This window comes from Chryseobacterium sp. CH21, from assembly GCF_004119445.1.
Classification (GTDB): Bacteria; Bacteroidota; Bacteroidia; order Flavobacteriales; family Weeksellaceae; genus Chryseobacterium.
The window spans coordinates 80729-103141 of record NZ_QICI01000067.1 but is presented as its reverse complement, the minus strand read 5'-3'; the positions used below and the strand labels follow the sequence as shown (position 1 = coordinate 103141).

Below are 22413 nucleotides of genomic sequence, written 5' to 3'. Positions count from 1 at the left end.
CATTTTTGTAAAAAATGAATGAAAAAATCTTATATCTATTGTTATTAATGATATCCTTATTCGTTATTTTGTTAAAAAAATAAAAACCGAATAAGGATTTAACTCGTAAATACTTTTAAAGAGATCTTTTATCATAAAAACTAATGCAATTATATAACAATGAAAACAGTGAATTTTATAGTTCCTTTTTTATTTGTCGGTTTTTCCATTATAAGGGCACAAATTGGAATTGGAACAGCTTCTCCCAATGCCAATGCCATGCTGGATGTAACCACTACGAATAAAGGAGTTTTATTTCCGAGAGTTGCTCTTGTTTCTACCAATAGTGCCTCTCCACTTTCAGCCCATGTTGCCGGAATGACAGTCTACAATACAGTGACTAATACTTCTGTGGCCTCCAACCCTGTATATCCGGGATTATATTATAATGACGGAACTCAATGGCTAAGAAAATCTACATGGAATGATGTCAGATCAATTACCGGAGGAAGCATCAATGACCCTATTTCGCTGATCACGGCAGATGTTGCCGCCCAAACTTCTTTAAGTACAGTACTAAGCACTATTTCTTTTACCTTAGACAGACCTTCAACGGTAGAGTTCAGTGCTAATGTTTCTACTAGGTATACAGCTTCCGGGAGTAATACGACCCCATTGTCAGATGGAGCTGTCAAATTATGTACGGTTAATTTTCAGTTCACAACAGCTCCTTCAGGAGTATCTACAACTGCATTTTTTGGAGATCATTCCACTTCCTATACCAATTCACTTTCAGCTGCCGGAACCGTAACTGGAGATGTGTATGTGAATCCATATGGAGTAGTTACTTTGCCCGTAGGCAGCTATGTTTTAAACTTACGAGGCTCTGTTTTAAGCGGGACAGCTTTCAGAATAGGATACGGAGGAGGAACCCGTGATATGATCAATATTAAAGCAACTCCATTACAGTAATCAGAATACTTTTATATTTTAAGCACCACTAAAAATCAAAATATGAAAAAAAGAAATATGCCACGCTGATATTCATGGGTTTTTATTTAGTTACAAATGCACAGGTTGGGGTAGGATTGTCAAGTCCAAATTCCTATGCGCAATTGGATATCACAAGTACTAATAAAGGTTTTTTATTACCTAGAGTTGCATTGGTAGCCACGAATAATTCAGCACCGCTTACCAGCCATGTAGCCGGAATGACGGTGTACAATACAGCAACTAATACTTCTGTAGCAGCCAATCCGGTATATCCTGGCGAATATTATAATGATGGAACACAATGGCAGAGAAACTCAGCTTTAAATGATGTACGAATGATAGCAGGAGGCACTATTGCTGATTTACTTTCATCTATTCCTGTCGATATTTCAGCTGGCAGTACTGTCAATACAACATTAACTACTTTTTCTTTTACTTTGGACAGACCTTCCAGCGTAGAATTTGGAGGAAATATATCGATGTCTTTTACAGCAAACGGAGATAGTAATGTTCCGGTAGGTGATTCCTCTGTAAAATTAGTTACTGTCAATTTCATATTTACTTCTGCACCCAGCGGAATAGCTGTCAATACACCATTTGGAGACAGTACAATGACTTATATGAATGCAACTACAGCTAATATAACCACCATTACAGGAAATCTTTATACATCGCCTCATGCTGTACTCCAATTACCAGCAGGAAGTTATGTTGTTAATTTAAATGGATCGGCATCTGGGGCCACTGCATTTAGAGTTAATTATGGATCGGGTATTCGTGATCTTGCTCAGATTAAAGCCACTCCGACAAAATAAAAGGGGGAATAATGAATTTAAATTGACTAAAACAGAACCAATGAAAAATTTACTTCTTACATTAATTACTTTTTTAGGTGTTTCATCCCCGATGGCGGCACAGGTGGGAATAGGCCTTGCTTCACCCAACAGCAATGCAATGCTTGATATAAGCAGTACCAATAAAGGCTTATTGCTTCCCAGAGTGGCTCTTACCGCAACCAATAACCCGTCACCACTTTCAGCTCATGTAGCTGGAATGGTTGTATACAATACAGCAACCAATAATTCTGTAGAAGCTAATCCTGTTTACCCTGGAGAATATTATAATGACGGAAGCCAGTGGCAGAGAAAATCTGCCTGGTCTGAAAAAATGATGGTTTCTGGTGGTATAATAAACGGTGATGCACTTGCCGCTACAATTTTAGATGTCTCGGCAGCTACAACCAGTGGTTCTATATCCACCATTACTTTGGCAACCCAATCATTTACTTTAAATAAAACTTCTTTAGTGGAATTTAATTCTAATATTTCTGTGGTTTTTACCAATTCAGGCATTGCACAGGGATCTGCAGGAGCCGGAATAACGGATAATGTAGTAAAATTATGTACGCTATATTATTCATTTACGAGTGCACCCACAGGTATCCCTACTAATAGTGTATTTGGATTATCTTCACTAACTTATATTAATAGCTTTGCAACATTTGTTGCAACAGGTAATTTTTATCTTGTTCCCCGTTCTATTTTAACTTTACCTGCGGGAAATTATACTCTTACAGTAAACGGTGCCGGTGCAAGTGGAACTGCTTTTAGGCTAACATTTGGCTCAGGTAACCGTGATGCCATTAATATAAGAATAACGCCTATAAAATAGATAGGCTATAAATTCTACAAAATTTAAATTTTGTAGAATTTTTTTTATTGTCAATACTTTAATCTATTTTTAAATTGAACTATTCCAACAGAATAACCTAGATTTGAAAAAAAAAGCATGGAATTTTCCCCTTTTAATCCGGTGATTAAGCTTTGCCTGCAAGGGATGAGTTTTGAAGACAAAGGAATGCCTGAAGAAGCGGCTCAATTATTTTTGCAAGCCTGGGAAGAAGCTTCAGATAATCATGAAAAATTTCTGGCGGCTCATTATGCAGCGCGTCATCAGAAAACCCTTTCTGATCGTTTAAAATGGCTAGAAACTTCTTTAGAATTTGCCCTTAAAATCAATGATGATACTGTTAAAAGTGCTTTGCCTTCTCTTTATCTGAATATCTCCAAATGCCACGAGGATTTAGGTGATACAGAAAAATCAAAAAAGAATGCAGAGTTATCTATACTGCATAAAAATCATCCTTCCGATAAAGGCCCTTTTTACCACGGAACAAAAGCTGATTTACAAATTGGAGACCTGTTGACAGCGGGCGGAAATTCTAATTATCAATCGGAATTAAAAATGAACCATATTTACTTCACTGCTTTAGCCAATGGGGCAGGACTTGCTGCAGCACTGGCTAAAGGAGATGGAGCAGAGCGAGTATATATTGTGGAATCAACAGGAAATTTTGAAAATGATCCCAATGTAACAGATAAGAAGTTTCCCGGAAATCCAACCCGTTCTTACCGCTCGGAAATGCCCCTGAAAATTATTGGAGAAGTTAAAGAATGGGACAGACCAAACCCTGAGGATCTTCAAAGATTTCGTGAAAAATTAGATAATAATGAAGGAAAAATCATCAATTAGTTCTTCAGTAATAATGAACACTTCGGATTATGATTATACTCATAAAGTACCGGATAAATCTTTTCATAGATTTGAAACAAGTTTTTCATTTATCCAATAGTTGGAGTCTCTCGGTTAGAGATTTTTCTATTGGATATTTTTTTTACAAAGTAATTCTCTATCTGAGGAATATTCCTATGTTTGGGACGAACTAAACATTTTAAAATCATAAAAAATTTCAAAAGAGCAATTAAAATTGGTTAGGGGCGAAGCAATTCCGGTGGTTCAATGTAAAATTGGATGTCATTATGAGTGCAGATCAGTAGGAGTTTTTGATGACTTGCAAGCCTGCATGACTGTTCACACGAATATGTTCAAAATAAAAAATAAATTATCTACACTCTGAAAAATAGGATTTTATTGAGTAAAAACAAAAACAGCCACAATGAAAATAGTGTGGCTGTCTTTTTTGAAATCAAATATCGAGTATTATAAAGATCTGGAACGGGCAATATTAATAAGGTATACAAGGTGTGCATACATGCTTCGCTTCACAGACTCTACTTTTATATCTCCGGTAGTCTGGTTAATGGTGGTTATAATATCGGTATTACACTGACCGGCAAAATTTCCGCTTCCTAAATAGTTGACTGTATTGGCGCTCGGATAAGAAATCCTGGGATAATCAGGTGCTGTTTGATTGACAACAGGTGCCGTACCGAAAAATCCTTTGTTATCAATATATCTGGCGGTCCAGGTACCTAAAAACTGTCCGTTACTTGTATTAATTCCCTGCCCAACTACAATTTGAGTATCCACAGGGTTACTGAATCCGGCACAGGAAGTATAATGATTGATAGAAATGGTACAGGAAGACGCATTATCAATAGGCTGAAAGCATTTTCCTTCATAAATAGTAAGCCTTTGCTCCGTAGCAGACATAGAGGTGTTTAATAATGCCTTGGGAGCAAAAATCTCTTCAGGTGAAATCAAGGTTAAAACTCCGCTTGCATCAGCTGCAACAATTTTTTTTTCAGCATTCGAAAGCGCTCTTACTCTTACCAGACCATTTACATCTAATGTATGTGTTGGGGTGGAAGTATTAATCCCAACCTGTGCTGATAAACTACCACAAATAGCAAAAGCTGCCAAAAAGGATGTTTTTGTTTTCATGTTATTTTTTGAAAAGGTTAAATTTTTCACTAAGGTAAGAAATATCTTCAAAATAGAAATAAAAATAGCCTGAAATCTAATATAAAGTAATTGTAAACAAATATTGAGTATAATAATATTTGTTTTTGAGTTTATTTTTAAAATAACTCAAAATTTAAACACCTTGTATTTGTTTGAAAAATATTTGTATTTTAGCCAAAATATGTTGTTTTTTAATAAACATATTGAGCACTAATTAAAATTCAGACAATTTGAAGAAAAAATTAGTAGATTTGCACGGAACAAAAAAATAATAAATATTAAACACTATTCTCTGTAAAAGAACTTTTAAAGGAAAAATATATAGAGAATAACAGGATTTTAGGTTATAAAACTACTGAAACTATGAAGAAACTTTTTTTACTTTTATTTACGGCATTTTTATTTATCGGTTGCAGCTCTGATGATGATACCATCTATGATTATGTAGGAACATGGTCTGGTTCTTATGAAGGAAGTGACAAAGGAGTTTGGAACTTTGTAGTAGATAAAAGTGGTAAAGTGGTAGGAACTATGCATTCCGATGTCAATAATGAAAACTATAATATTTCCGGAAATTTAAGTGAAACAGGAGATCTTAACGCAACATTAGGACTTCCATCAAAAGGAGAATTCAAAGGAACGTTAACAACAGATAAAAAAGGAAACGGAAACTGGTCCAACTCACTTCCAACCCCTGCAATATCAGGAAGCTGGAAAGGAGAAAAGAAATAAAACAAGAAAGTCTGCAGAATCTACTGCAGACTTTTTATTTATACAAACCCCATATGGGTAATTTCATTTTTCTCATTCTTCAATACTACGAAATGGAGCAGGAGGTCATTTTCGGAAAAATATTTTTTAAAAGAATTTTTCTTTTCCTTATTCCAGTTAATTATCTCTTCAGCACATTCCGTTTTATAGTTTTCGGAATCTAATTTTATAGTGATAACCATTGTCTGATCTGAAGTACACTCTTCATTCTTATAAAGCATTTGACCCTGAATTCTTACACAATCAGAAACATTCTGGATGGTGCCCATCTGAAATTCTCTCAAAAGTTTTTTGCCTTCTTCAGTTTTTAGCCCATTTCCAACTGTTCGTTTTCCTCTTTCAGAAACCTTATCTAAATCTTTGATGGCCGTCATCAGTTTTGCAAACTTCTGGTAGAGGAGGGGATCACCTGCTTCTTTGATGTAGATTTCCAGACTCTTACGAATAATCTTTCCGATTTTTGAACAGTGCCCAAATTCTGAACTGTTCTGTCGTACTTTTTCATACGATGCACTCTTTTTAAAAGCTGTTTTATTAAACCCGCTTTTCTTCCGAACCACATTTTTCCCGTTCAGATTATAAAATACCAGATCGCCCACAGCTCCGGTGATCTTGATTATACTTTCATAGGTTGCCATATCTTCAAAATAGAAATCAAATATACCAATAAATAATGAAAATCAAAATTTTAACATATATTTATAATATAGTTGTAGTATAGTTATACCATAATTAAAATATAAAATGTATATTTGTGATATGTTTTGTTAATTAATTATAAATCAGAAGAATATGGGAACGGGATTATTTCAACAAAAAATTAAAATCAAGCAGATGGCTATTGTACTGGCAACATCTGTTTTTGTGGTTTCCTGCGGATCTTCGAAAAATGCTTCTGGCAGCAAAAAATCAAATACGAAGACTGTCGCAAAATCTGAGAATCTCAGAAAACTGGACTCAAAATTTAATGGAAATGTCTCCAGATCCATCAATGATATTCTTAAAGATGCTGAAAAATATATCGGAACACCGTATAAATTTGGAGGAAATACATCATCTGGATTTGACTGTTCAGGGTTTACCGTAAAAGTATTTGAAGAAAATGATTTTAATCTTCCGAGAAGATCTTCTGATCAGGCCGAAGCTGGGAAAAACATTGATATTAAAGAAGTGAAACCTGGCGACCTGTTGTTTTTTGCAACAGCAGGAGGAAGCAGAGTCTCTCACGTAGGAATCGTTCATGATATTGGTCCTGACGGAGAAGTGAAATTCATTCATGCTTCTACCTCAAAAGGGGTGATGATTTCTTCACTGAACGAGAAATACTGGAATAAGGCCTATCTTCATGCTCAAAGAGTGCTGTAAAATATCTTCTTAAAATGATAGAAAACCGGACATTTGCTTTCATTAAAACAGATAAAAAGCTGATCAAGCTTTTCTTTAACGATATCAGTGTTATTAAGGGATTAGGGAATTATGTGGAAGTTCATACCATAGACAACAAAAGATATATTTATTACAAAACGCTTAAAGACCTTATCGAAAGTCTTCCGGACGAATTTATGCGTGTTCACAATTCATACATTGTTAATCTGACAAATATTGAATCTTTTGAAGATAATCACTTGCTCTGTGGTGATTTAAAAATTACAGTCGCCAAAAGCTACAAAGAATGTCTACAGACAGCTCTTGGTAATATGATGCTTTAGAAAACTCATCACATCAGAAAAGGATCTAACTGCATCATATTTCTGACAGGATACATAAATAAGTTTTCATTCCACTTTTCATGTTTTAGTTTTATAGAAAATTAAGACAATGAATAAAGAAACAGCATTAAATTATATTCAAAATAATACGATTATCGGAATAAAAGCCGGACATCAAAGACCGGGATTCCTGGAAATATGGATGGTTGTAGTCCAAAACCGGATTTTCGCAAGATCGTGGGGACTTGCCGAAAGAAGCTGGTACAATGCTTTTTTAGAAGATTCTGCAGGAAAAATCCAATGTGGTGAAACGATTTATCCTATAAAAGCGATCATTCCGGAAGATATCAATAAACTTACAGACGAAATTAATCAGGCTTATCTGACAAAATATAATTCCGGTCATAATATTCAATATTCACAGGGAATAATTCAGGAAAAACATGTTACCAAAACAATGGAGTTTATTATTTTGAAGTAAAGAGATGTGAAAATCTGTGTAATCTACTCAATCTGCGAGATAATAATGGGTAAGATATTCAATAGGAACGGGCTAAAGCCCGTTCAATAAAATAGAAATCAATCAATTGTCTTTAGCCAAAACTTATATTATCATACTCTTTCACCACCCCGTCAAAAATTCTTTGAATTTTCGCCACCCCTCCGGAGGAGGGGAATTTTTACGTTTCTCATTGTAATTTTTCTGCAAGCAATCATTGCAATAGTATTGCATTGCAAAACTCAGCAAATTTGTCCAAAAACTAATTATATGGCAGATTTCATTAGATTCTTTATTCCTTCCTATTTCCTGTTGTTTTTTACCATTTCTTTTTTAGGAATTAGCGTTAAAGTAGCAAAACAGATTGGCAAAAATCCCAACGTTCTTCCAAGAGATGGCTCAGCTTATGCTTTGGTAGGATTATATTTTAAATTGATTCTACTGGCGCTGTTTGCATATGTTATGCTTCTTTTGTGGTTCCCGGAATCTGTATTTCCGGCATTTAAAATTCAACTTCTGGAATATCCGTTTTTTCAGTATACAGGATTGATATTGATGATAACGGCATTTGTCTGGGTGGTTATAGCCCAGATACAGATGAAAGATTCATGGCGTATTGGAATTGATATTGAAATGAAAACTAAGCTGGTCACTCATGGATTATTCAGATTTTCAAGAAATCCTATATTCCTTGGAATGATCATCAGTCTTATCGGGTTTTTTCTTGTTTTTCCAACTATAATTGCTTTGTTTTTTCTTCTGATGGGAAGTATTTTGATACAGATTCAGATAAGGCTTGAAGAAGAGTATCTTATAAAAGAACACGGAGAAATCTATCAGACCTATAAAAAGAGGGTAAAGCGTATGCTGAACCTGTATTAAAACATCATGTTAAAAACTGTTTTGCTGAACTTTTTTGTATCTTTGGCAGGTATAATTTTTCAAACTAATTTAAATAAGAAACATGTCGTTACAACAAACTATTGAAAATATCTGGGATAATAGAGATTTATTACAAAATGAAGACAGCCAAAAGGCGATTAGAGAGGTTATTTCTTTAGTTGATAAAGGTGAACTTCGTACTGCAGAACCTACAGAAAATGGCTGGCAGGTAAATGAATGGGTGAAGAAAGCAGTAGTAATGTATTTCCCGATTCAGAAAATGGAAACTATTGAAGTAGGTCCGTTTGAATTTCATGATAAAATGCCTTTGAAGAAAGGTTATGCTGAAAAAGGAGTGAGAGTTGTGCCCCATGCCGTGGCAAGAGAAGGAGCTTATATTGCTCCGGGAGTCATTATGATGCCATCTTATGTAAACATTGGTGCTTATGTAGATTCCGGAACAATGGTTGATACTTGGGCAACAGTAGGAAGCTGTGCACAGATCGGTAAAAATGTTCACCTGAGTGGTGGTGTAGGTATCGGTGGTGTATTAGAACCATTACAGGCTGCTCCGGTAATCATTGAAGATGACTGCTTTATCGGTTCAAGATGTATTGTTGTAGAAGGAGTTCACGTAGAAAAAGAAGCAGTATTGGGTGCAAACGTAGTATTGACAGCTTCTACAAAGATTATTGATGTTACTGGAGATACTCCAATTGAAATCAAAGGAAGAGTTCCTGCTCGTTCAGTAGTAATCCCCGGAAGCTATACAAAACAATATCCGGCTGGAGAATATCAGGTTCCATGTGCACTGATCATTGGTCAGAGAAAAGAATCTACAGATAAGAAAACATCTTTGAATGATGCATTGAGAGATAATAATGTAGCAGTTTAAGTTGCCTATTATTTATTGTAAGTAGCCTGTCAATCAATACGAAAACATTCTATGGTAATACCTTTTAAATCATTTTTACATCGTATTTTTTCTTTTCTGTCCCAAAAATATGTTATCATTTCTTTATACATATTATTGGCTATAGTATCTGCCTTAAAACAGTATTTTCATGCAAAATATAATAATTATCTGATATTTAAATATGTTTTTTGGCATACCCGATGGGAGAAACCTTTATATGAACAATATCCTGCAGAATATTTTGACAGCAATCATTACGGACCATTTTTCTCAGTGGTTATCGCTCCTTTTGCTCTCATGCCTGACTGGCTGGGAATGACATTATGGAACTTGTTGAATGCATTGATACTGCTTTATGGGATTTTTACGCTTCCTATATCTGATACTTATAAAAAGATCATCGCCTGGATAGTACTACATGAATGTTTGACAGCTTTGCTTTCATTTCAATTTAATGTTGCTATTACTGGGCTGATTTTACTTTCTTTTACTTATATAGAAAAACAAAAACCTATAAAATCTGCTTTTGTAGCTATTATAGGTTTTTTAGTCAAACTCTATGGTATTGTAGTACTTGCATTTTTTCTATTTATAAAAAGAAAGATAACTTTTATATTAAGTGCTGTTGCTTTCCTGCTTGTTTTCTTCGGTCTCCCGATGTTGATTTCAAGTCCTGAGTTTGTCATGAAAAGTTATATGGATTGGTTTAACGTTTTGATTTTCAAGAGTCATGACAATGAATTTAATAATCAAATGGCTGATCTTTCATTCTTAGGATTTATAAGAAAGACAACAGGAATATATATTAATGTATTATATGGATGTGCTTTTGCAGGAATTATATTGATTATTATATTACTAAGAAACAAAATGTGTAGACTTTTTCCATTTAGATTTCTAATTCTGGCGTATGTATTTCTTTGCCTTGTTCTTTTCAATACGAATGTAGAATCACCTACTTATATTTTAGGCTTTATGGGAATAGCCATATGGTTTACTCTTGTTCCCAAAAATCCCTATACCATTTCATTATTAGTTTTTGCCATTATTCTTACAAGTTTATCTCCTACAGATCTTTTTCCAAAGCCTATACGAGAAAAATATGTAATTCCTTACGCTTTAAAAGCAGTGCCGTGTATCTTTATATGGTTTGACGTTGCTTATAGGCTGCTTTTCGATAAATTTAGTACTGTAAAAAAAATAAAAATGGCTTAATGGATAATAAGACTTTAATAGATCAGAATCAATCGACCTGGGAATCTTTTTGGAAAAAAAATCCGACAGGATTTGATTCTATAATGAAGCAGGCTACTCTTTATTTTGCTAAAACCCTGAATAAAAAATATCCAATACAACCTGATGATCATATTTTAGATTTAGGCTGTGGGCCGGGATTTCTGATAGATTATCTTAAAGATAAATGTGAACTCATCCATGGTATTGATATTTCTGAAAAATATATTGAAATTTGTAAAGAACAATATAAAGATCAGAAGAATCTGAGTATTAGTGTCAATAATTCTTATGACCATGATGGGTATAACCAGATTATAGTAGAAAAGAAGATCAATAAAGTAATCATGCTTAGTGTTCTTCAATATTATAAAGATCTTGATGAAGTAAGAAATTTAATTTTATATTTAAAAAAGGTGAGTGGTCAACAGTCATTCAGATGTATTCTTGCGGATATTATTCCTGAAAATAATTCTGTGATAGCAGACTTGAAAAGTATTATAAAGAATAGTGTAGGAAAGGGACATACGATAGACTTTATTAAATTTTTATTTTATGTATTTTTCTCAGACTATAGGAATACGAAGAAAAATGGAATGCTACATATTAATGAATCCTTTTTTACTAATTTAGGTCAAGAGCTTGATCTGAAAGTTCAGATTGTTAAAAATCTAACGGTTCATTCTGGTAGATATTCTGTTATTATAGATTATTAATGAGTCTGAAACAAAGAAATGAAGAAAATATCTTTTGTCATTCCTGCTTATAACGAAGAAGGAAACGTTGCCATGATCCATCAGAAAATTAAAGAAGTTTTTGATGGTTTAAAGAACTATGACTTTGAAATCATATTTGTAAACGATGGCAGCCGAGACAATACGCAACAAAAATTAGAAGAACTTTCCAATCAATATGAGGAAGTAAAATTCATCGAATTTTCCCGTAATTTTGGCCATCAGCCCGCTGTAAAAGCTGGAATGGACAACGCTCATGGAAATGCAGTTATTTCTATGGACGGAGACCTTCAACATCCTCCCGCACTGATTCCTGAAATGATTAGGAAATGGGAAGAAGGTAATGACGTTGTTTTCACTTTTAGAAATTATCCCAAAGAGATTTCATTTTTTAAAAGAAAAACATCAGACTTATTTTACAAGCTTTTATCAAGCCTATCAGATGTTAATTTAACGAAAGGGGGCGGTTCAGATTTCAGACTGTTGGATGCAGGCGCTGTTGAAGTCATGAGAAATTTTAATGAAGATGATTTATTCTTGAGAGGACTAACGAGTTGGATGGGTTTCAAACAAGCAGGGATTGATTTTACCGCAGCAGAAAGGCTCTCTGGGAAAAGCAGTTATAACCTTAAAAAGATGTTTACTTTCGCTTTTACAGGAATCACAGCTTTCAGTGTAAAACCACTATACCTGGCAGCATATCTGGGATTTCTATTCTCGGCATTGTCAGTCATTGGATATGGAGCATATGTTATTCATTCATTTATTGCCAAAACTGAGATTTCAGGTTGGGCATCCTTAATTATGACCATTGTTTTCTTCGGAGGACTTCAGTTGATCATCCTCGGAATCATGGGAATTTATTTAGGTAAAATATTTAAACAGGTGAAAGACAGACCTAATTATATTATTAAAAACAAAAATTTTTAGAATGGTTTTATTGAGTTTTGATATTGAAGAATTTGATATGCCATTAGAATATAAGGGTGAAATTCCCTTTGAAAAGCAGATTTCAATTTCACAAACAGGATTAGAGAGAATTCTCAATATCCTTAAAAAACATAATGCCAAAGCTACTTTCTTTTCCACAGTAGTTTTTGCAGAAAACAGCAGGTGCCTTATCGAAAGGCTATTAAATGAAGGACATGAACTTGCTTCTCATACATGGTTTCATTCAGAATTTGAAGACAAGCACCTGAAGGAATCAAGAGAAAAACTGGAAGAATTATTCTCCACAAAGGTTACCGGATTAAGAATGCCGAGAATGATGCCTGTAGACGAAAAAGAAGTGGAAAAAGCAGGATATTCTTACAACTCATCCATCAATCCTACGTTTTTGCCGGGAAGATATAATAATTTGAAAGTATCCAGAACCTATTTCAAAGAAGGAAATGTAACGCAGGTACCAGCTTCGGTTTCCCCTAATTTCAGAATTCCTTTATTTTGGCTGAGTTTTCATAATTTTCCTTTATTTTTCTATAAAAAACTGGCTTCGGACTGTTTGAAAAAAGATCAGTATCTGAACATTTATTTCCATCCGTGGGAATTTGCAGAAATCAAAGATGAAGCCTTCAAACTTCCTGGATTTACGGTAAAAAACTCAGGGAAAGAAATGATGGAAAGATTTGATTCATTTGTAGGCTGGCTGAAAGAAAAGGGACATACATTCGGAACATTTCAGGAATTTCAAAAACAGATAGAACGATGAAGATTGCCTTTGATGCAAAACGGTTTTTCCATAATACATCCGGTCTGGGAAATTACTCGAGAGATCTTGTAAGAATCCTTTCCGAATATGAACCGGATAACGAATATCTGTTACTCAATAAAAACAAATCGGAGCGCGGAAAAGATATTCTGGAACGCCCTAATGTTCACTTTATTGAAACCTCAAAAGGAAACCTGTCACGTCAACTAAAAATGGGTAAAGATGCCCAAAAACAAGGGGCTGATATTTTCCATGGATTATCCGGTGAACTTCCTTTAAAATGGGATCCAAAACCTATTAAAAAGGTCGTTACCATTCATGATCTGATCTTTGTAAGATATCCACAGTATTATTCTTTTTTTGACAGAAAAATCCATTTTTGGAAATTTAAAAAAGCGGCTGATACGGCTGATAAAATTATTGCTATTTCACAGCAGACGAAAAGAGATATTATCCAGTATTTAAATGTTCCTGAGACTAAAATTGAAGTTATTTATCAGGGATGCCATCATGCTTTTAAAGAACAGCAGTCTCCGGAATTGATGCAGGCTGTACAAGAGAAATTTAAGCTTCCTGAAAGGTTCATACTGAATGTTGGAACTATTGAAGACCGCAAAAACCTATTGAATGTTGTAAAAGCAATCAACGGTACGGAAATTCCGCTCGTTGTAGTGGGAAGAAAGACTAAATATTACAAAAAAATAGAAAGTTTCCTGAAAAAAAATAAAATAGAAAAGCAGGTACTTTTTCTGGAAGGAGTTTCTATGGATGAGCTGGCTTGTCTCTATAAACTGGCAGATATTTTTGTTTATCCAAGCTTCTTTGAAGGCTTCGGAATCCCCGTGATAGAAGCGCTTTTCTCAAAAACGGTTGTTGTTACCAGCAATACCAGCTGTCTGCCGGAAGCCGGAGGAAAAGACTCCGTCTATGTAAATCCTGATAATGATCAGGATATCCGGGCTAAACTCAAATTTCTCTGGGAAAATGAATCCGAGAGAAAACGCCGTGAGGAAAAGGGTTTCGAGTTTGTTCAGAAGTTTAATGACGAACCCATTGCAAAGGAGCTGATGAGTTTTTATCAAAAATTAATCTGAAAAAACGTTCCATTTTAAAAATAAATCCTACATTTGCATCATAATTCAAACAATGAAACCAATATTTTTAGCATTACATCATTATCATCATCATCTCTGTTAGGCGGAATTGATTGATATAAGTATGTGCTAAAATCAAAAATAATTAAAACCGTCTGAGTAAATAGACGGTTTTTTGTTTCCTGAATTCTCCTCAGAAATTTCAATAGATCAGTTTTTATTTGCTCGGACCCAAAAAAGGCAAAATGAGTAAATTAAAAATTGCAATCCAAAAAAGCGGCCGGCTTTACGAAGAATCTCTTCAGCTTCTCAAAGACTGCGGAATCTTCGTCAACAACGGTAAAGACCAACTCAAAGTTTCAGTAGATAATTTCCCGATGGAAATCATGTACCTTCGGAACTCAGACATCCCTCAATACCTTGAAGATGGAGTAGTTGACGTGGCTATTCTTGGTGAAAACCTCCTGATTGAAAAAGGTAAAAATATCACGACCGTTCAAAAGCTTGGTTTTTCAAAATGCCGTGTTTCACTGGCTGTTCCTAAAGAAGTAGAAACCGATGACATCTCTTATTTCCAGGGTAAGAAAATTGCCACTTCCTACCCAAATACCCTTAAAAACTTTTTAGAAAAAGAACGAATCATATCAGACATTCACGTTATTTCCGGCTCCGTAGAAATCGCTCCTAATATTGGTCTGGCAGACGGGATCTGTGATATTGTCAGCTCCGGAAGTACCTTATTCAAAAACGGATTAAGAGAAACGGTTACATTGCTGAAATCGGAAGCTGTTTTAGCTCAAACACCCCAATTATCGGCTGAAAAAGAAGCTATTCTTGAAAAATTCGTATTCAGAATCAAGTCTGTTTTAAAAGCAAAAAATTCAAAATACATTCTGATGAATGTTCCTAATGAAAAAATCCAGAAAGTAGCAGGAGTTCTTCCTGTATTGAAAAGCCCTACAGTTATTCCATTGGCAGAAGAAGGCTGGAGCAGTATCCATTCTGTTATTGACGAAGAACGCTTCTGGGATGTTATTGATGAACTGAAGGAAAATGGAGCGCAGGATATTCTAATCATTCCAATTGATAAAATGGTTATTTAGAAAATTGATAATTGTGAATGTTGTTCAACGCAAAGGCGCAATGAAAATAAAGTTAATACTGTTTTAAGACGCAAAGATTTTATCTTCGATAAAATTGAATGCCATTTTTAAATCATAAAACTATACTTAAACACTTGCTGAAAATCTAAGATTTTCTTACGTCTTAAAAAAGTAAAGATTTAAAAAACTTGCGCCTTTTCGTTCATAAAAAAATGAGTTATTAAGGCATCAGGCAGTTCAATAAAATAGCTTCAGCTATGATCTTAATATGACTTAACAACTTAAAAGAATCTTAATGATTCAAAAAAAATTAAGAAAGTACAATGAAAATATACAGATATCCCACAAAAGACACCTGGAAAGGCTTGGTAAAACGCCCTGTTTTGGAACAGAAAGAAATTTCAGGTCTGGTTGCAGAAATATTCGCAGAAGTTGAAAAGAACGGTGATGAAGCTTTAGTAGAATTCAACAAAAAGTTTGATAAAGCAGAAACTAAGAGCGTTAAAGTTTCTGATGCAGAAATTAAGGATGCAGAAAAGCGGATTAAGGCTGACTTGAAAGAAGCTATTCAACAGGCTAAAGAAAATATTTCAATATTTCACGCTTCTCAAAAGCAGGACATTCAGAAAATTGAAACGACAAAAGGAGTAGTCTGCTGGCGTGAAAGCCGAGCTGTAGAAAGAGTTGGGATCTATATTCCGGGAGGAACAGCTCCTTTATTTTCCACAGTGTTAATGCTTGCAGTTCCTGCAAATCTGGCAGGTTGTAAAGAAATTGTGCTGTGTACACCTCCGGATAAAAACGGTAATATCAATCCTGCTATTCTTTATGCAGCAAAGCTTTGCGGAGTTTCGGAAATCTTTAAAACAGGTGGAGCACAGGCTGTTGCAGCAATGACTTTTGGAACAGAAAGCATTCCTGCAGTCAATAAAATTTTCGGACCAGGAAATCAGTTTGTAGTAGCAGGAAAAGAATATGCACAACGTTATGGTGTCGCTATTGATATGCCTGCCGGACCGAGCGAGGTTCTTGTCATAGCAGATGAGCAGGCTGTTCCTGACTTTTGTGCTGCAGATCTTCTTTCACAGGCAGAACACGGAAGTGACAGTCAGGTTGTTTTTATGACGACAGACCTTAAAGTGTTTGAAGAGACGATAGGAGCTGTTGAACAGCAAGTCAAAGACTTACCCAGAAATGAGTTTGCAGGCAAGGCTTTGGGAAATAGTTCTTTTATTTTAGTTGATACACTGGAAGAAGCGCTTGCGTTCAGCAACCTTTATGCTCCGGAGCACCTTATTCTGGCCATCAAAGATTTTGAAAAATATATTCCCATGGTTCAGAATGCAGGCTCGGTTTTCCTTGGTAACTATTCTTGTGAAAGTGCAGGTGATTATGCCAGCGGAACCAATCACACACTTCCTACCAATGGATATGCAAAGAACTACAGTGGAGTGTCGCTGGATAGCTTTGTGAAGAAAATAACGTTCCAGCACCTTTCAAAAGAAGGTCTTCAGAACTTAGGAAAAACAATAGAGCTTATGGCGGAAGCAGAAGGACTGTTTGCTCATAAAAATGCAGTGTCCATAAGATTAAAATGATAAATGTTGGAAAACGCAAAGACGCAAGAAGAATATAATTGGAGCACATTTTAAGACGCAAGGATTTTATCTCCGATAAAATTGAATAATGTATATAAAAACACAAAATAAAGCCCATACCCTTGCTGAAAATCTTCGGTTTTCTTGCGCCTTAAAAAAGTGTTACAGAATTAAAAAACTTTGCGCCCTTGCGTTTATCAAAAAAATGAATCATTTAAGCAAAGTTAAGATTCAAAAACATTTGAATTCAGCTCACTGCATAATAAAGATCGGAAGATATTTTCTTCATTATTCTTAATAACCTAATCCAGTTTAATGATTTAAAAACGGTTTTATAATAATTTTTTTTAAAGAAAGTCAATACAATGAAAAATAACAGTATCAAAGAACTCGTAAGAGAAAATATATTACAATTACAGCCCTACATCAGTTTCAGGGATCATAATGAATTTAATGCTCCTGTTATGCTGGATGCGAATGAAAGTCCGTTCGGGGAATGTAACCGCTATCCGGATTCTACTCAGAAAAAGCTTAAAAGCAAGCTTGCTGGACTTAAAAAAGTCTCTCCCTCACAGATTGCCATAGGAAACGGAAGTGATGAGCTGATAGACCTTATCATCAAAATTTTCTGTGAGCCTAAAAAAGATGCCATTCTGATGATGAATCCATCATTTGCGATGTATGGATTCTATGCAGCGATCAATGAGAATAAAGTGTTGAAGCTGGATCTGGATGAAAGCTTTGAAATTGTAAAAAAAGATTTTTTAAAAGCAATAGAAGATCCTTCACTGAAAATTTTCTTTTTATGCTCACCCAATAACCCTACAGGAAACAGTGTGGATGATATTGAATTTTATCTTCAGAATTTCAACGGAATTGTAGTCGTAGATGAAGCTTATATTGAATTTTCAGGAAAAAAATCAAGTCTGGAGCTTTTAGAAAAGTATTCTAATCTGATTGTGCTGCAAACCTTTTCAAAAGCATGGGGAATTGCCGGAGCAAGGGTAGGTATGGCTTACGCGTCTGAAGAGATTATCAGCCTTATCAATACCGTAAAAGCACCGTATAATGTGAATGTTTTGAGCCAGGAATTGATTTTAAAGACATTGCAGCAAGAAAACAGCCTTCAGGAGAACGTAACCCGTATTTTGGAAGAGAGAACATGGTTAAAACAGCAGTTTGAAGGAATTCAATGCATTTCGAAAGTGTTTTCCACAGATGCTAATTTCTTTCTGATCAGAATGGAAAATGTTGACAGTGTCTATACAAGAATGCTGGAAGAGGAAGTCTTAACCAGCAGAAGAGATCCGGCCATTCCGGGATGTATCAGGATCAACGTGGGGACTCGTACAGAAAATGAAAAACTAATAAACCTTTTAAAAGGAATATAAATTATAAACCATTAAGAAAGATGAAGATAATAAGAAATGTTAAGTTAAGTTTTATCAAAAATAAATAAAACGTATCGCTAAATTAATAGCTTTAGCTATGGTCTTAATAATTCTTAATCACTTAAAACAACTTAATGGTTTAAAAAATAAAAATATATGAAAAAAGTACTCTTTATAGACCGCGACGGAACACTAATTATAGAACCACCCACAGATTTCCAGGTAGATTCTCTGGAAAAACTTGAATTTTATCCCGGAGTTTTTCAAAACCTTGCAAAAATTGTGAGTGAACTGGATTACGAACTGGTGATGGTAACCAATCAGGATGGACTGGGAACCGACAGTTTTCCTGAAGAAGATTTCATAAAGCCACACGAAAAAATGATGCAGGCATTTGAAAATGAAGGGATCATTTTTAGTGATATTTTAATTGATAAAAGCTTTGAATCCGAAAATCTACCTACCAGAAAACCAGGAATCGGAATGCTGAGTAAATATGTTTATGGCAATTATGATCTGGAAAATTCCTATGTAATTGGTGATCGAAGTACGGACGTTCAACTTGCTAAAAATCTGAAATCTAAAGCTATTTACCTTAATCAAAACTTAAATAATGAAGCTGAGCTTTCTACAACACAATGGTCGGAGATTTATCAGTTCTTAAAATCCGGAATGAGGAAAGCTAAAGTCTCCCGCAAAACCAACGAAACAGATATTGAAATTGAAGTCAATCTTGATGGAAACGGAAAATCAGATATTTCAACCGGACTTCATTTTTTTGATCACATGCTGGATCAGATTGCGAGACACGGAAATATGGATTTGACCATTAAAGTGAATGGAGATCTTGCTGTAGATGAACACCACACCATTGAAGACACAGGAATTGTGTTGGGAGAAGCCATTTTAAAAGCTTTAGGAAAGAAAAAAGGAATTGAGCGATATGGTTTTCTGCTTCCGATGGACGATTGCCTTTCTCAGGTAGCAATTGATTTTGGAGGCAGACCGTGGTTAGTTTGGGATGCTCCGTTTACAAGAGAAAAGATAGGGGATGTACCTACGGAAATGTTTTTTCACTTCTTTAAATCCTTTACGGATGCTTCGAAATCCAATCTGAATATCAAAGCAGAAGGAGATAACGAACACCACAAGATTGAATCCATCTTTAAAGCCTTTGCAAAAGCAGTGAAGATGGCGGTAAATCAATCCGATAGTAATTACAGTTTACCTTCTACAAAAGGAAGTTTATAAATATGATTGCCATAATAAAATACAACGGAGGAAATGTAAACTCTGTCCAGAATGCCCTCAACAGGCTGAAAGTTGAATCTGTGATTACTGATGATCCCGAACAAATCTTAAAAGCCGACAAAGTGATCTTCCCAGGCGTAGGAGAAGCTTCATCCACCATGAAACTGTTGAAGGAAAGGGAACTTGACCTCCTGATTCCAAGCCTTACACAGCCCGTTTTAGGAATATGTCTGGGAATGCAGCTCATGTGTAAAGGAAATGAAGAAGGAGATACTGAGGGAATGGGGATTTTTGATATCAATGTCAGAAAATTTCCGGCAAAAGATATTATTCCGCATATGGGCTGGAATACCGTTTCAGAGCAGACTTCACCCTTGTTTTCAGGAATTGAATTGAGTCATGATGTTTATTTCGTTCACAGCTATTATTGTGAGCTTTCAAACTTTACCACTTCTGTCTGTGATTATATCCTGCCATTCAGTGCTTCATTACAGAAAGACAATTTCTATGCAGTACAGTTTCACCCTGAAAAATCAGGCATTGTGGGAAGTCAGATCGTTAAAAACTTTATAAATTTATAATGATGAAAATAATTCCGGCTATAGATATTATCGACGGCAAATGTGTCCGTTTGTCAAAAGGTGATTACAACACAAAGAAAATATACAATGAAGACCCTGTAGAAGTGGCGAAAGAATTTGAGAGTTTCGGCATTAAGTTTCTTCACCTGGTGGATCTGGACGGGGCAAAATCAAAGCATATTGTCAATCAAAAGGTTCTGGAAAATATTGCAGGTTCTACTTCGTTGCATATCGACTTCGGAGGAGGCTTAAAAACTCAGGAAGATATTAAAACAGCTTTTAATTCTGGCGCAAAACAGATCACTTTAGGAAGTATTGCGGTGCAAAATCCTGAATTCTGCTATGAGATGATCCAAAAATATGGTGAGAAAATTATTCTCGGAGCAGACTGTGACAACAGAAAAATCAAAACCTCCGGATGGCTTGAAGAAAGTGACAATGACATCATCGATTTTATCCTTCAATATCAGGAAAAAGGAATCCAAACCACAATATGCACCGATATTGCAAAAGATGGAATGCTGGAAGGTCCTTCAACGGGGCTGTATATTGAGATTTTATATAAAACATCAGTTCAGCTGGTCGCGAGCGGAGGGATTTCAGGGATTGCTGATGTGTATAAAATGAAAGATATTGGCTGTGCAGGGACAATCATCGGAAAAGCAATTTACGAAGGAAAAATAAGCTTACAACAACTTCAAAATTTTATTGAAAATGCTTAAAAAAAGAATTATTCCATGTCTGGATATCAAAGATGGAGCTACGGTGAAAGGAATCAATTTTGAAGATCTTAAAAATGCAGGAGATCCTGTTGAACTTGCCAAAAAATATGAACAGGAAGGAGCAGATGAACTTGTTTTTCTTGATATTACAGCAACTATTGAAAACAGGAAGACTTTTGTAGAATTGGTAAAAGAGATTGCCAAAGAACTAAGTATTCCTTTTACGGTGGGTGGTGGAATTTCGTCTGTGGAAGATGTAAGAAAGCTTTTGGAGGCGGGGGCAGATAAAATAAGTATCAATTCCTCGGCAGTAAAAAATCCAGGACTGATCTCTGATCTGGCCCAAGAATTCGGAAGCCAATGCGTTGTGGTGGCTATTGATACGAGACAAGTTGGTGATAAAGACCTTGTTCATATCAAAGGAGGAAGAGAAGCCACAGAGCTTGCTACAGTGGAATGGGCAAAAAAAGCTGAGTCTCTTGGTGCAGGAGAAATTCTCCTTACTTCGATGGATGGCGATGGCACAAAAAATGGCTTTGATCTTCGTATTACAAAACTGGTTTCAGATAATATAAGTATTCCTGTGATTGCTTCCGGAGGTGCTGGTAAAGTGGATGACTTTATTAAAGTATTCAATGAAACAAAAGCAACGGGAGGATTGGCAGCCAGTATTTTCCATTTTAATGAAATAGGAATTCAGGATTTAAAAGGACAGTTAAAAACTCAAAAAATAGAAGTACGATGAACATAGATTTTAATAAAGATAAGGGGCTTGTTCCGGTAGTCATTCAGGACAACAGAACACTGCAGATTTTGATGCTGGGCTACATGAATGAAGAAGCTTTTGAAAAAACAAAGAAAGAAGGAATTGTTACTTTTTTCAGCCGTTCCAAAAACAGACTCTGGACAAAAGGTGAGGAATCCGGTAACTTTTTAACAGTAAAAAGTATTGATATCGACTGCGATCAGGATACCATTTTAATTAAAGCTGTTCCAAAGAATGTAGTTTGTCACACAGGAAGTTTCAGCTGTTTTGGAGAAAAGAATGCTAAAGGTTTTTTGTATGAACTACAAGAGAAAATTTCTCAGAGAATAGATACCAAAGCTGAAGACTCTTATACCTATTCACTTTACCAGAGAGGAATCAATAAGATAGCTCAAAAAGTAGGAGAGGAAGCCGTAGAACTGGTTATAGAAGCAAAAGACAATAACGAAGACCTTTTTAAAAATGAAGCTGCAGATCTGCTGTATCACTTCCTGATTCTGTTGAAAGCTAAAGGATTTTCGTTGGAAGAGATTGAAGAAATTCTTAAAAACAGAGATCAATAAACCTTTGAAATAATTCAAAGGTTTTTTCGTTAAGACAGAGAAAAATTACAAAAGCAAGTATATTGCTGTACGTTTTCATACATGACGATTATCAGTTGATGTTGATAAAATAAACTTTAGAAATTATATTAATGGATTATTTTTATTTAAATGTATTTGATGAATTAATTTAAAACTATACCAAACGAAAGGTTGTTAAAATACCGAAAATTCAA

General features: G+C 35.2%; 25 protein-coding genes. 23 read left to right on the top strand and 2 right to left on the bottom strand.

Annotation, left to right across the window (positions count from 1 at the left end; genetic code table 11):
- Positions 1-159 precede the first annotated feature (159 nt).
- The 4 genes from BOQ62_RS14555 to arr all read left to right on the top strand — a co-directional run bounded on the left by BOQ62_RS14555 (position 160) and on the right by arr (position 3504).
- On the top strand, positions 160-951 hold the full coding sequence (locus BOQ62_RS14555) for a hypothetical protein (protein WP_164976756.1): 792 nt from the start codon (positions 160-162) through the stop codon (positions 949-951).
- Between the two features lie 74 nt (positions 952-1025).
- Complete coding sequence (locus BOQ62_RS14550) at positions 1026-1787, top strand: hypothetical protein (protein WP_129040600.1); 762 nt, start codon at positions 1026-1028, stop codon at positions 1785-1787.
- 40 nt (positions 1788-1827) lie between these two features.
- Positions 1828-2643: a hypothetical protein gene (locus tag BOQ62_RS14545; RefSeq protein WP_129040598.1), complete on the top strand. Its 816-nt coding sequence runs from the start codon at positions 1828-1830 to the stop codon at positions 2641-2643.
- Between the two features lie 453 nt (positions 2644-3096).
- On the top strand, positions 3097-3504 hold the full coding sequence (arr, locus tag BOQ62_RS24295; RefSeq protein WP_410494201.1) for an NAD(+)--rifampin ADP-ribosyltransferase: 408 nt from the start codon (positions 3097-3099) through the stop codon (positions 3502-3504).
- A gap of 468 nt (positions 3505-3972) precedes the next feature.
- On the opposite strand, the gene BOQ62_RS14535 is transcribed toward arr, so the two are convergent.
- Complete coding sequence (locus tag BOQ62_RS14535) at positions 3973-4656, bottom strand: hypothetical protein (RefSeq protein ID WP_129040595.1); 684 nt, start codon at positions 4654-4656, stop codon at positions 3973-3975.
- A 384-nt stretch (positions 4657-5040) separates the two neighbouring features.
- On the opposite strand from BOQ62_RS14535, the gene BOQ62_RS14530 reads away from it, so the two are divergent.
- Complete coding sequence (locus BOQ62_RS14530) at positions 5041-5409, top strand: hypothetical protein (RefSeq protein ID WP_129040593.1); 369 nt, start codon at positions 5041-5043, stop codon at positions 5407-5409.
- Between the two features lie 38 nt (positions 5410-5447).
- Here BOQ62_RS14530 and BOQ62_RS14525 read toward each other — a convergent pair whose 3' ends face one another.
- Positions 5448-6086, bottom strand: coding sequence for a hypothetical protein (locus tag BOQ62_RS14525; RefSeq protein ID WP_129040591.1), 639 nt, complete (start codon positions 6084-6086; stop codon positions 5448-5450).
- A gap of 154 nt (positions 6087-6240) precedes the next feature.
- On the opposite strand from BOQ62_RS14525, the gene BOQ62_RS14520 reads away from it, so the two are divergent.
- From BOQ62_RS14520 to hisIE, 18 genes are all read left to right on the top strand, one after another.
- Positions 6241-6813: a C40 family peptidase gene (locus BOQ62_RS14520; RefSeq protein ID WP_129040589.1), complete on the top strand. Its 573-nt coding sequence runs from the start codon at positions 6241-6243 to the stop codon at positions 6811-6813.
- A 14-nt stretch (positions 6814-6827) separates the two neighbouring features.
- The gene (locus tag BOQ62_RS14515) at positions 6828-7157 is read left to right on the top strand and encodes a LytR/AlgR family response regulator transcription factor (RefSeq protein ID WP_185146801.1); all 330 of its coding nucleotides are present in this window, start codon (positions 6828-6830) and stop codon (positions 7155-7157) included.
- Between the two features lie 109 nt (positions 7158-7266).
- Positions 7267-7638, top strand: a complete 372-nt coding sequence (locus BOQ62_RS14510; protein WP_129040587.1) for a DUF2255 family protein — start codon at positions 7267-7269, stop codon at positions 7636-7638.
- 288 nt (positions 7639-7926) lie between these two features.
- Positions 7927-8538: a methyltransferase family protein gene (locus BOQ62_RS14505; protein WP_129040585.1), complete on the top strand. Its 612-nt coding sequence runs from the start codon at positions 7927-7929 to the stop codon at positions 8536-8538.
- 82 nt (positions 8539-8620) lie between these two features.
- Positions 8621-9433 (top strand): 2,3,4,5-tetrahydropyridine-2,6-dicarboxylate N-succinyltransferase, encoded by an 813-nt coding sequence (locus BOQ62_RS14500; RefSeq protein WP_129040584.1) that lies wholly within the window; start codon positions 8621-8623, stop codon positions 9431-9433.
- Between the two features lie 135 nt (positions 9434-9568).
- A complete protein-coding gene (locus tag BOQ62_RS14495; protein ID WP_164976755.1) occupies positions 9569-10669 on the top strand; it encodes a glycosyltransferase family 87 protein in 1101 nt (366 codons plus the stop codon).
- Positions 10669-11403, top strand: a complete 735-nt coding sequence (locus tag BOQ62_RS14490) for a class I SAM-dependent methyltransferase (protein WP_129040580.1) — start codon at positions 10669-10671, stop codon at positions 11401-11403. The genes BOQ62_RS14495 and BOQ62_RS14490 overlap by 1 nt, the downstream gene beginning before the upstream one ends.
- 18 nt (positions 11404-11421) lie before the next feature.
- The gene (locus BOQ62_RS14485; RefSeq protein ID WP_129040578.1) at positions 11422-12351 is read left to right on the top strand and encodes a glycosyltransferase family 2 protein; all 930 of its coding nucleotides are present in this window, start codon (positions 11422-11424) and stop codon (positions 12349-12351) included.
- Position 12352: 1 nt separating this feature from the next.
- Positions 12353-13129, top strand: coding sequence for a polysaccharide deacetylase family protein (locus tag BOQ62_RS14480; RefSeq protein WP_129040576.1), 777 nt, complete (start codon positions 12353-12355; stop codon positions 13127-13129).
- Entirely contained in the window at positions 13126-14223 is a 1098-nt protein-coding gene (locus BOQ62_RS14475; RefSeq protein WP_129040574.1) for a glycosyltransferase family 4 protein, read from the top strand. Before BOQ62_RS14480 ends, BOQ62_RS14475 begins: the two co-directional genes overlap by 4 nt.
- Positions 14224-14468: 245 nt before the next feature.
- Positions 14469-15326, top strand: a complete 858-nt coding sequence (hisG, locus tag BOQ62_RS14470) for an ATP phosphoribosyltransferase (protein ID WP_129040572.1) — start codon at positions 14469-14471, stop codon at positions 15324-15326.
- A 323-nt stretch (positions 15327-15649) separates the two neighbouring features.
- Complete coding sequence (gene hisD / locus BOQ62_RS14465) at positions 15650-16924, top strand: histidinol dehydrogenase (RefSeq protein ID WP_129040571.1); 1275 nt, start codon at positions 15650-15652, stop codon at positions 16922-16924.
- 365 nt (positions 16925-17289) lie between these two features.
- The gene (hisC, locus tag BOQ62_RS14460; RefSeq protein ID WP_129040569.1) at positions 17290-18315 is read left to right on the top strand and encodes a histidinol-phosphate transaminase; all 1026 of its coding nucleotides are present in this window, start codon (positions 17290-17292) and stop codon (positions 18313-18315) included.
- 156 nt (positions 18316-18471) lie between these two features.
- Positions 18472-19566 carry a bifunctional histidinol-phosphatase/imidazoleglycerol-phosphate dehydratase HisB gene (gene hisB, locus BOQ62_RS14455; protein WP_129040567.1) on the top strand — a complete coding sequence of 365 codons (1095 nt, stop codon included), beginning with the start codon at positions 18472-18474 and terminating at the stop codon, positions 19564-19566.
- 2 nt (positions 19567-19568) lie between these two features.
- Entirely contained in the window at positions 19569-20147 is a 579-nt protein-coding gene (gene hisH, locus BOQ62_RS14450) for an imidazole glycerol phosphate synthase subunit HisH (RefSeq protein WP_129040565.1), read from the top strand.
- A 2-nt stretch (positions 20148-20149) separates the two neighbouring features.
- Entirely contained in the window at positions 20150-20869 is a 720-nt protein-coding gene (gene hisA, locus BOQ62_RS14445; RefSeq protein ID WP_129040612.1) for a 1-(5-phosphoribosyl)-5-[(5-phosphoribosylamino)methylideneamino]imidazole-4-carboxamide isomerase, read from the top strand.
- Complete coding sequence (gene hisF / locus BOQ62_RS14440) at positions 20862-21614, top strand: imidazole glycerol phosphate synthase subunit HisF (protein ID WP_129040563.1); 753 nt, start codon at positions 20862-20864, stop codon at positions 21612-21614. The genes hisA and hisF overlap by 8 nt, the downstream gene beginning before the upstream one ends.
- Positions 21611-22198, top strand: coding sequence for a bifunctional phosphoribosyl-AMP cyclohydrolase/phosphoribosyl-ATP diphosphatase HisIE (hisIE, locus tag BOQ62_RS14435; RefSeq protein ID WP_129040561.1), 588 nt, complete (start codon positions 21611-21613; stop codon positions 22196-22198). Before hisF ends, hisIE begins: the two co-directional genes overlap by 4 nt.
- The last annotated feature ends 215 nt before the right edge of the window (positions 22199-22413 follow it).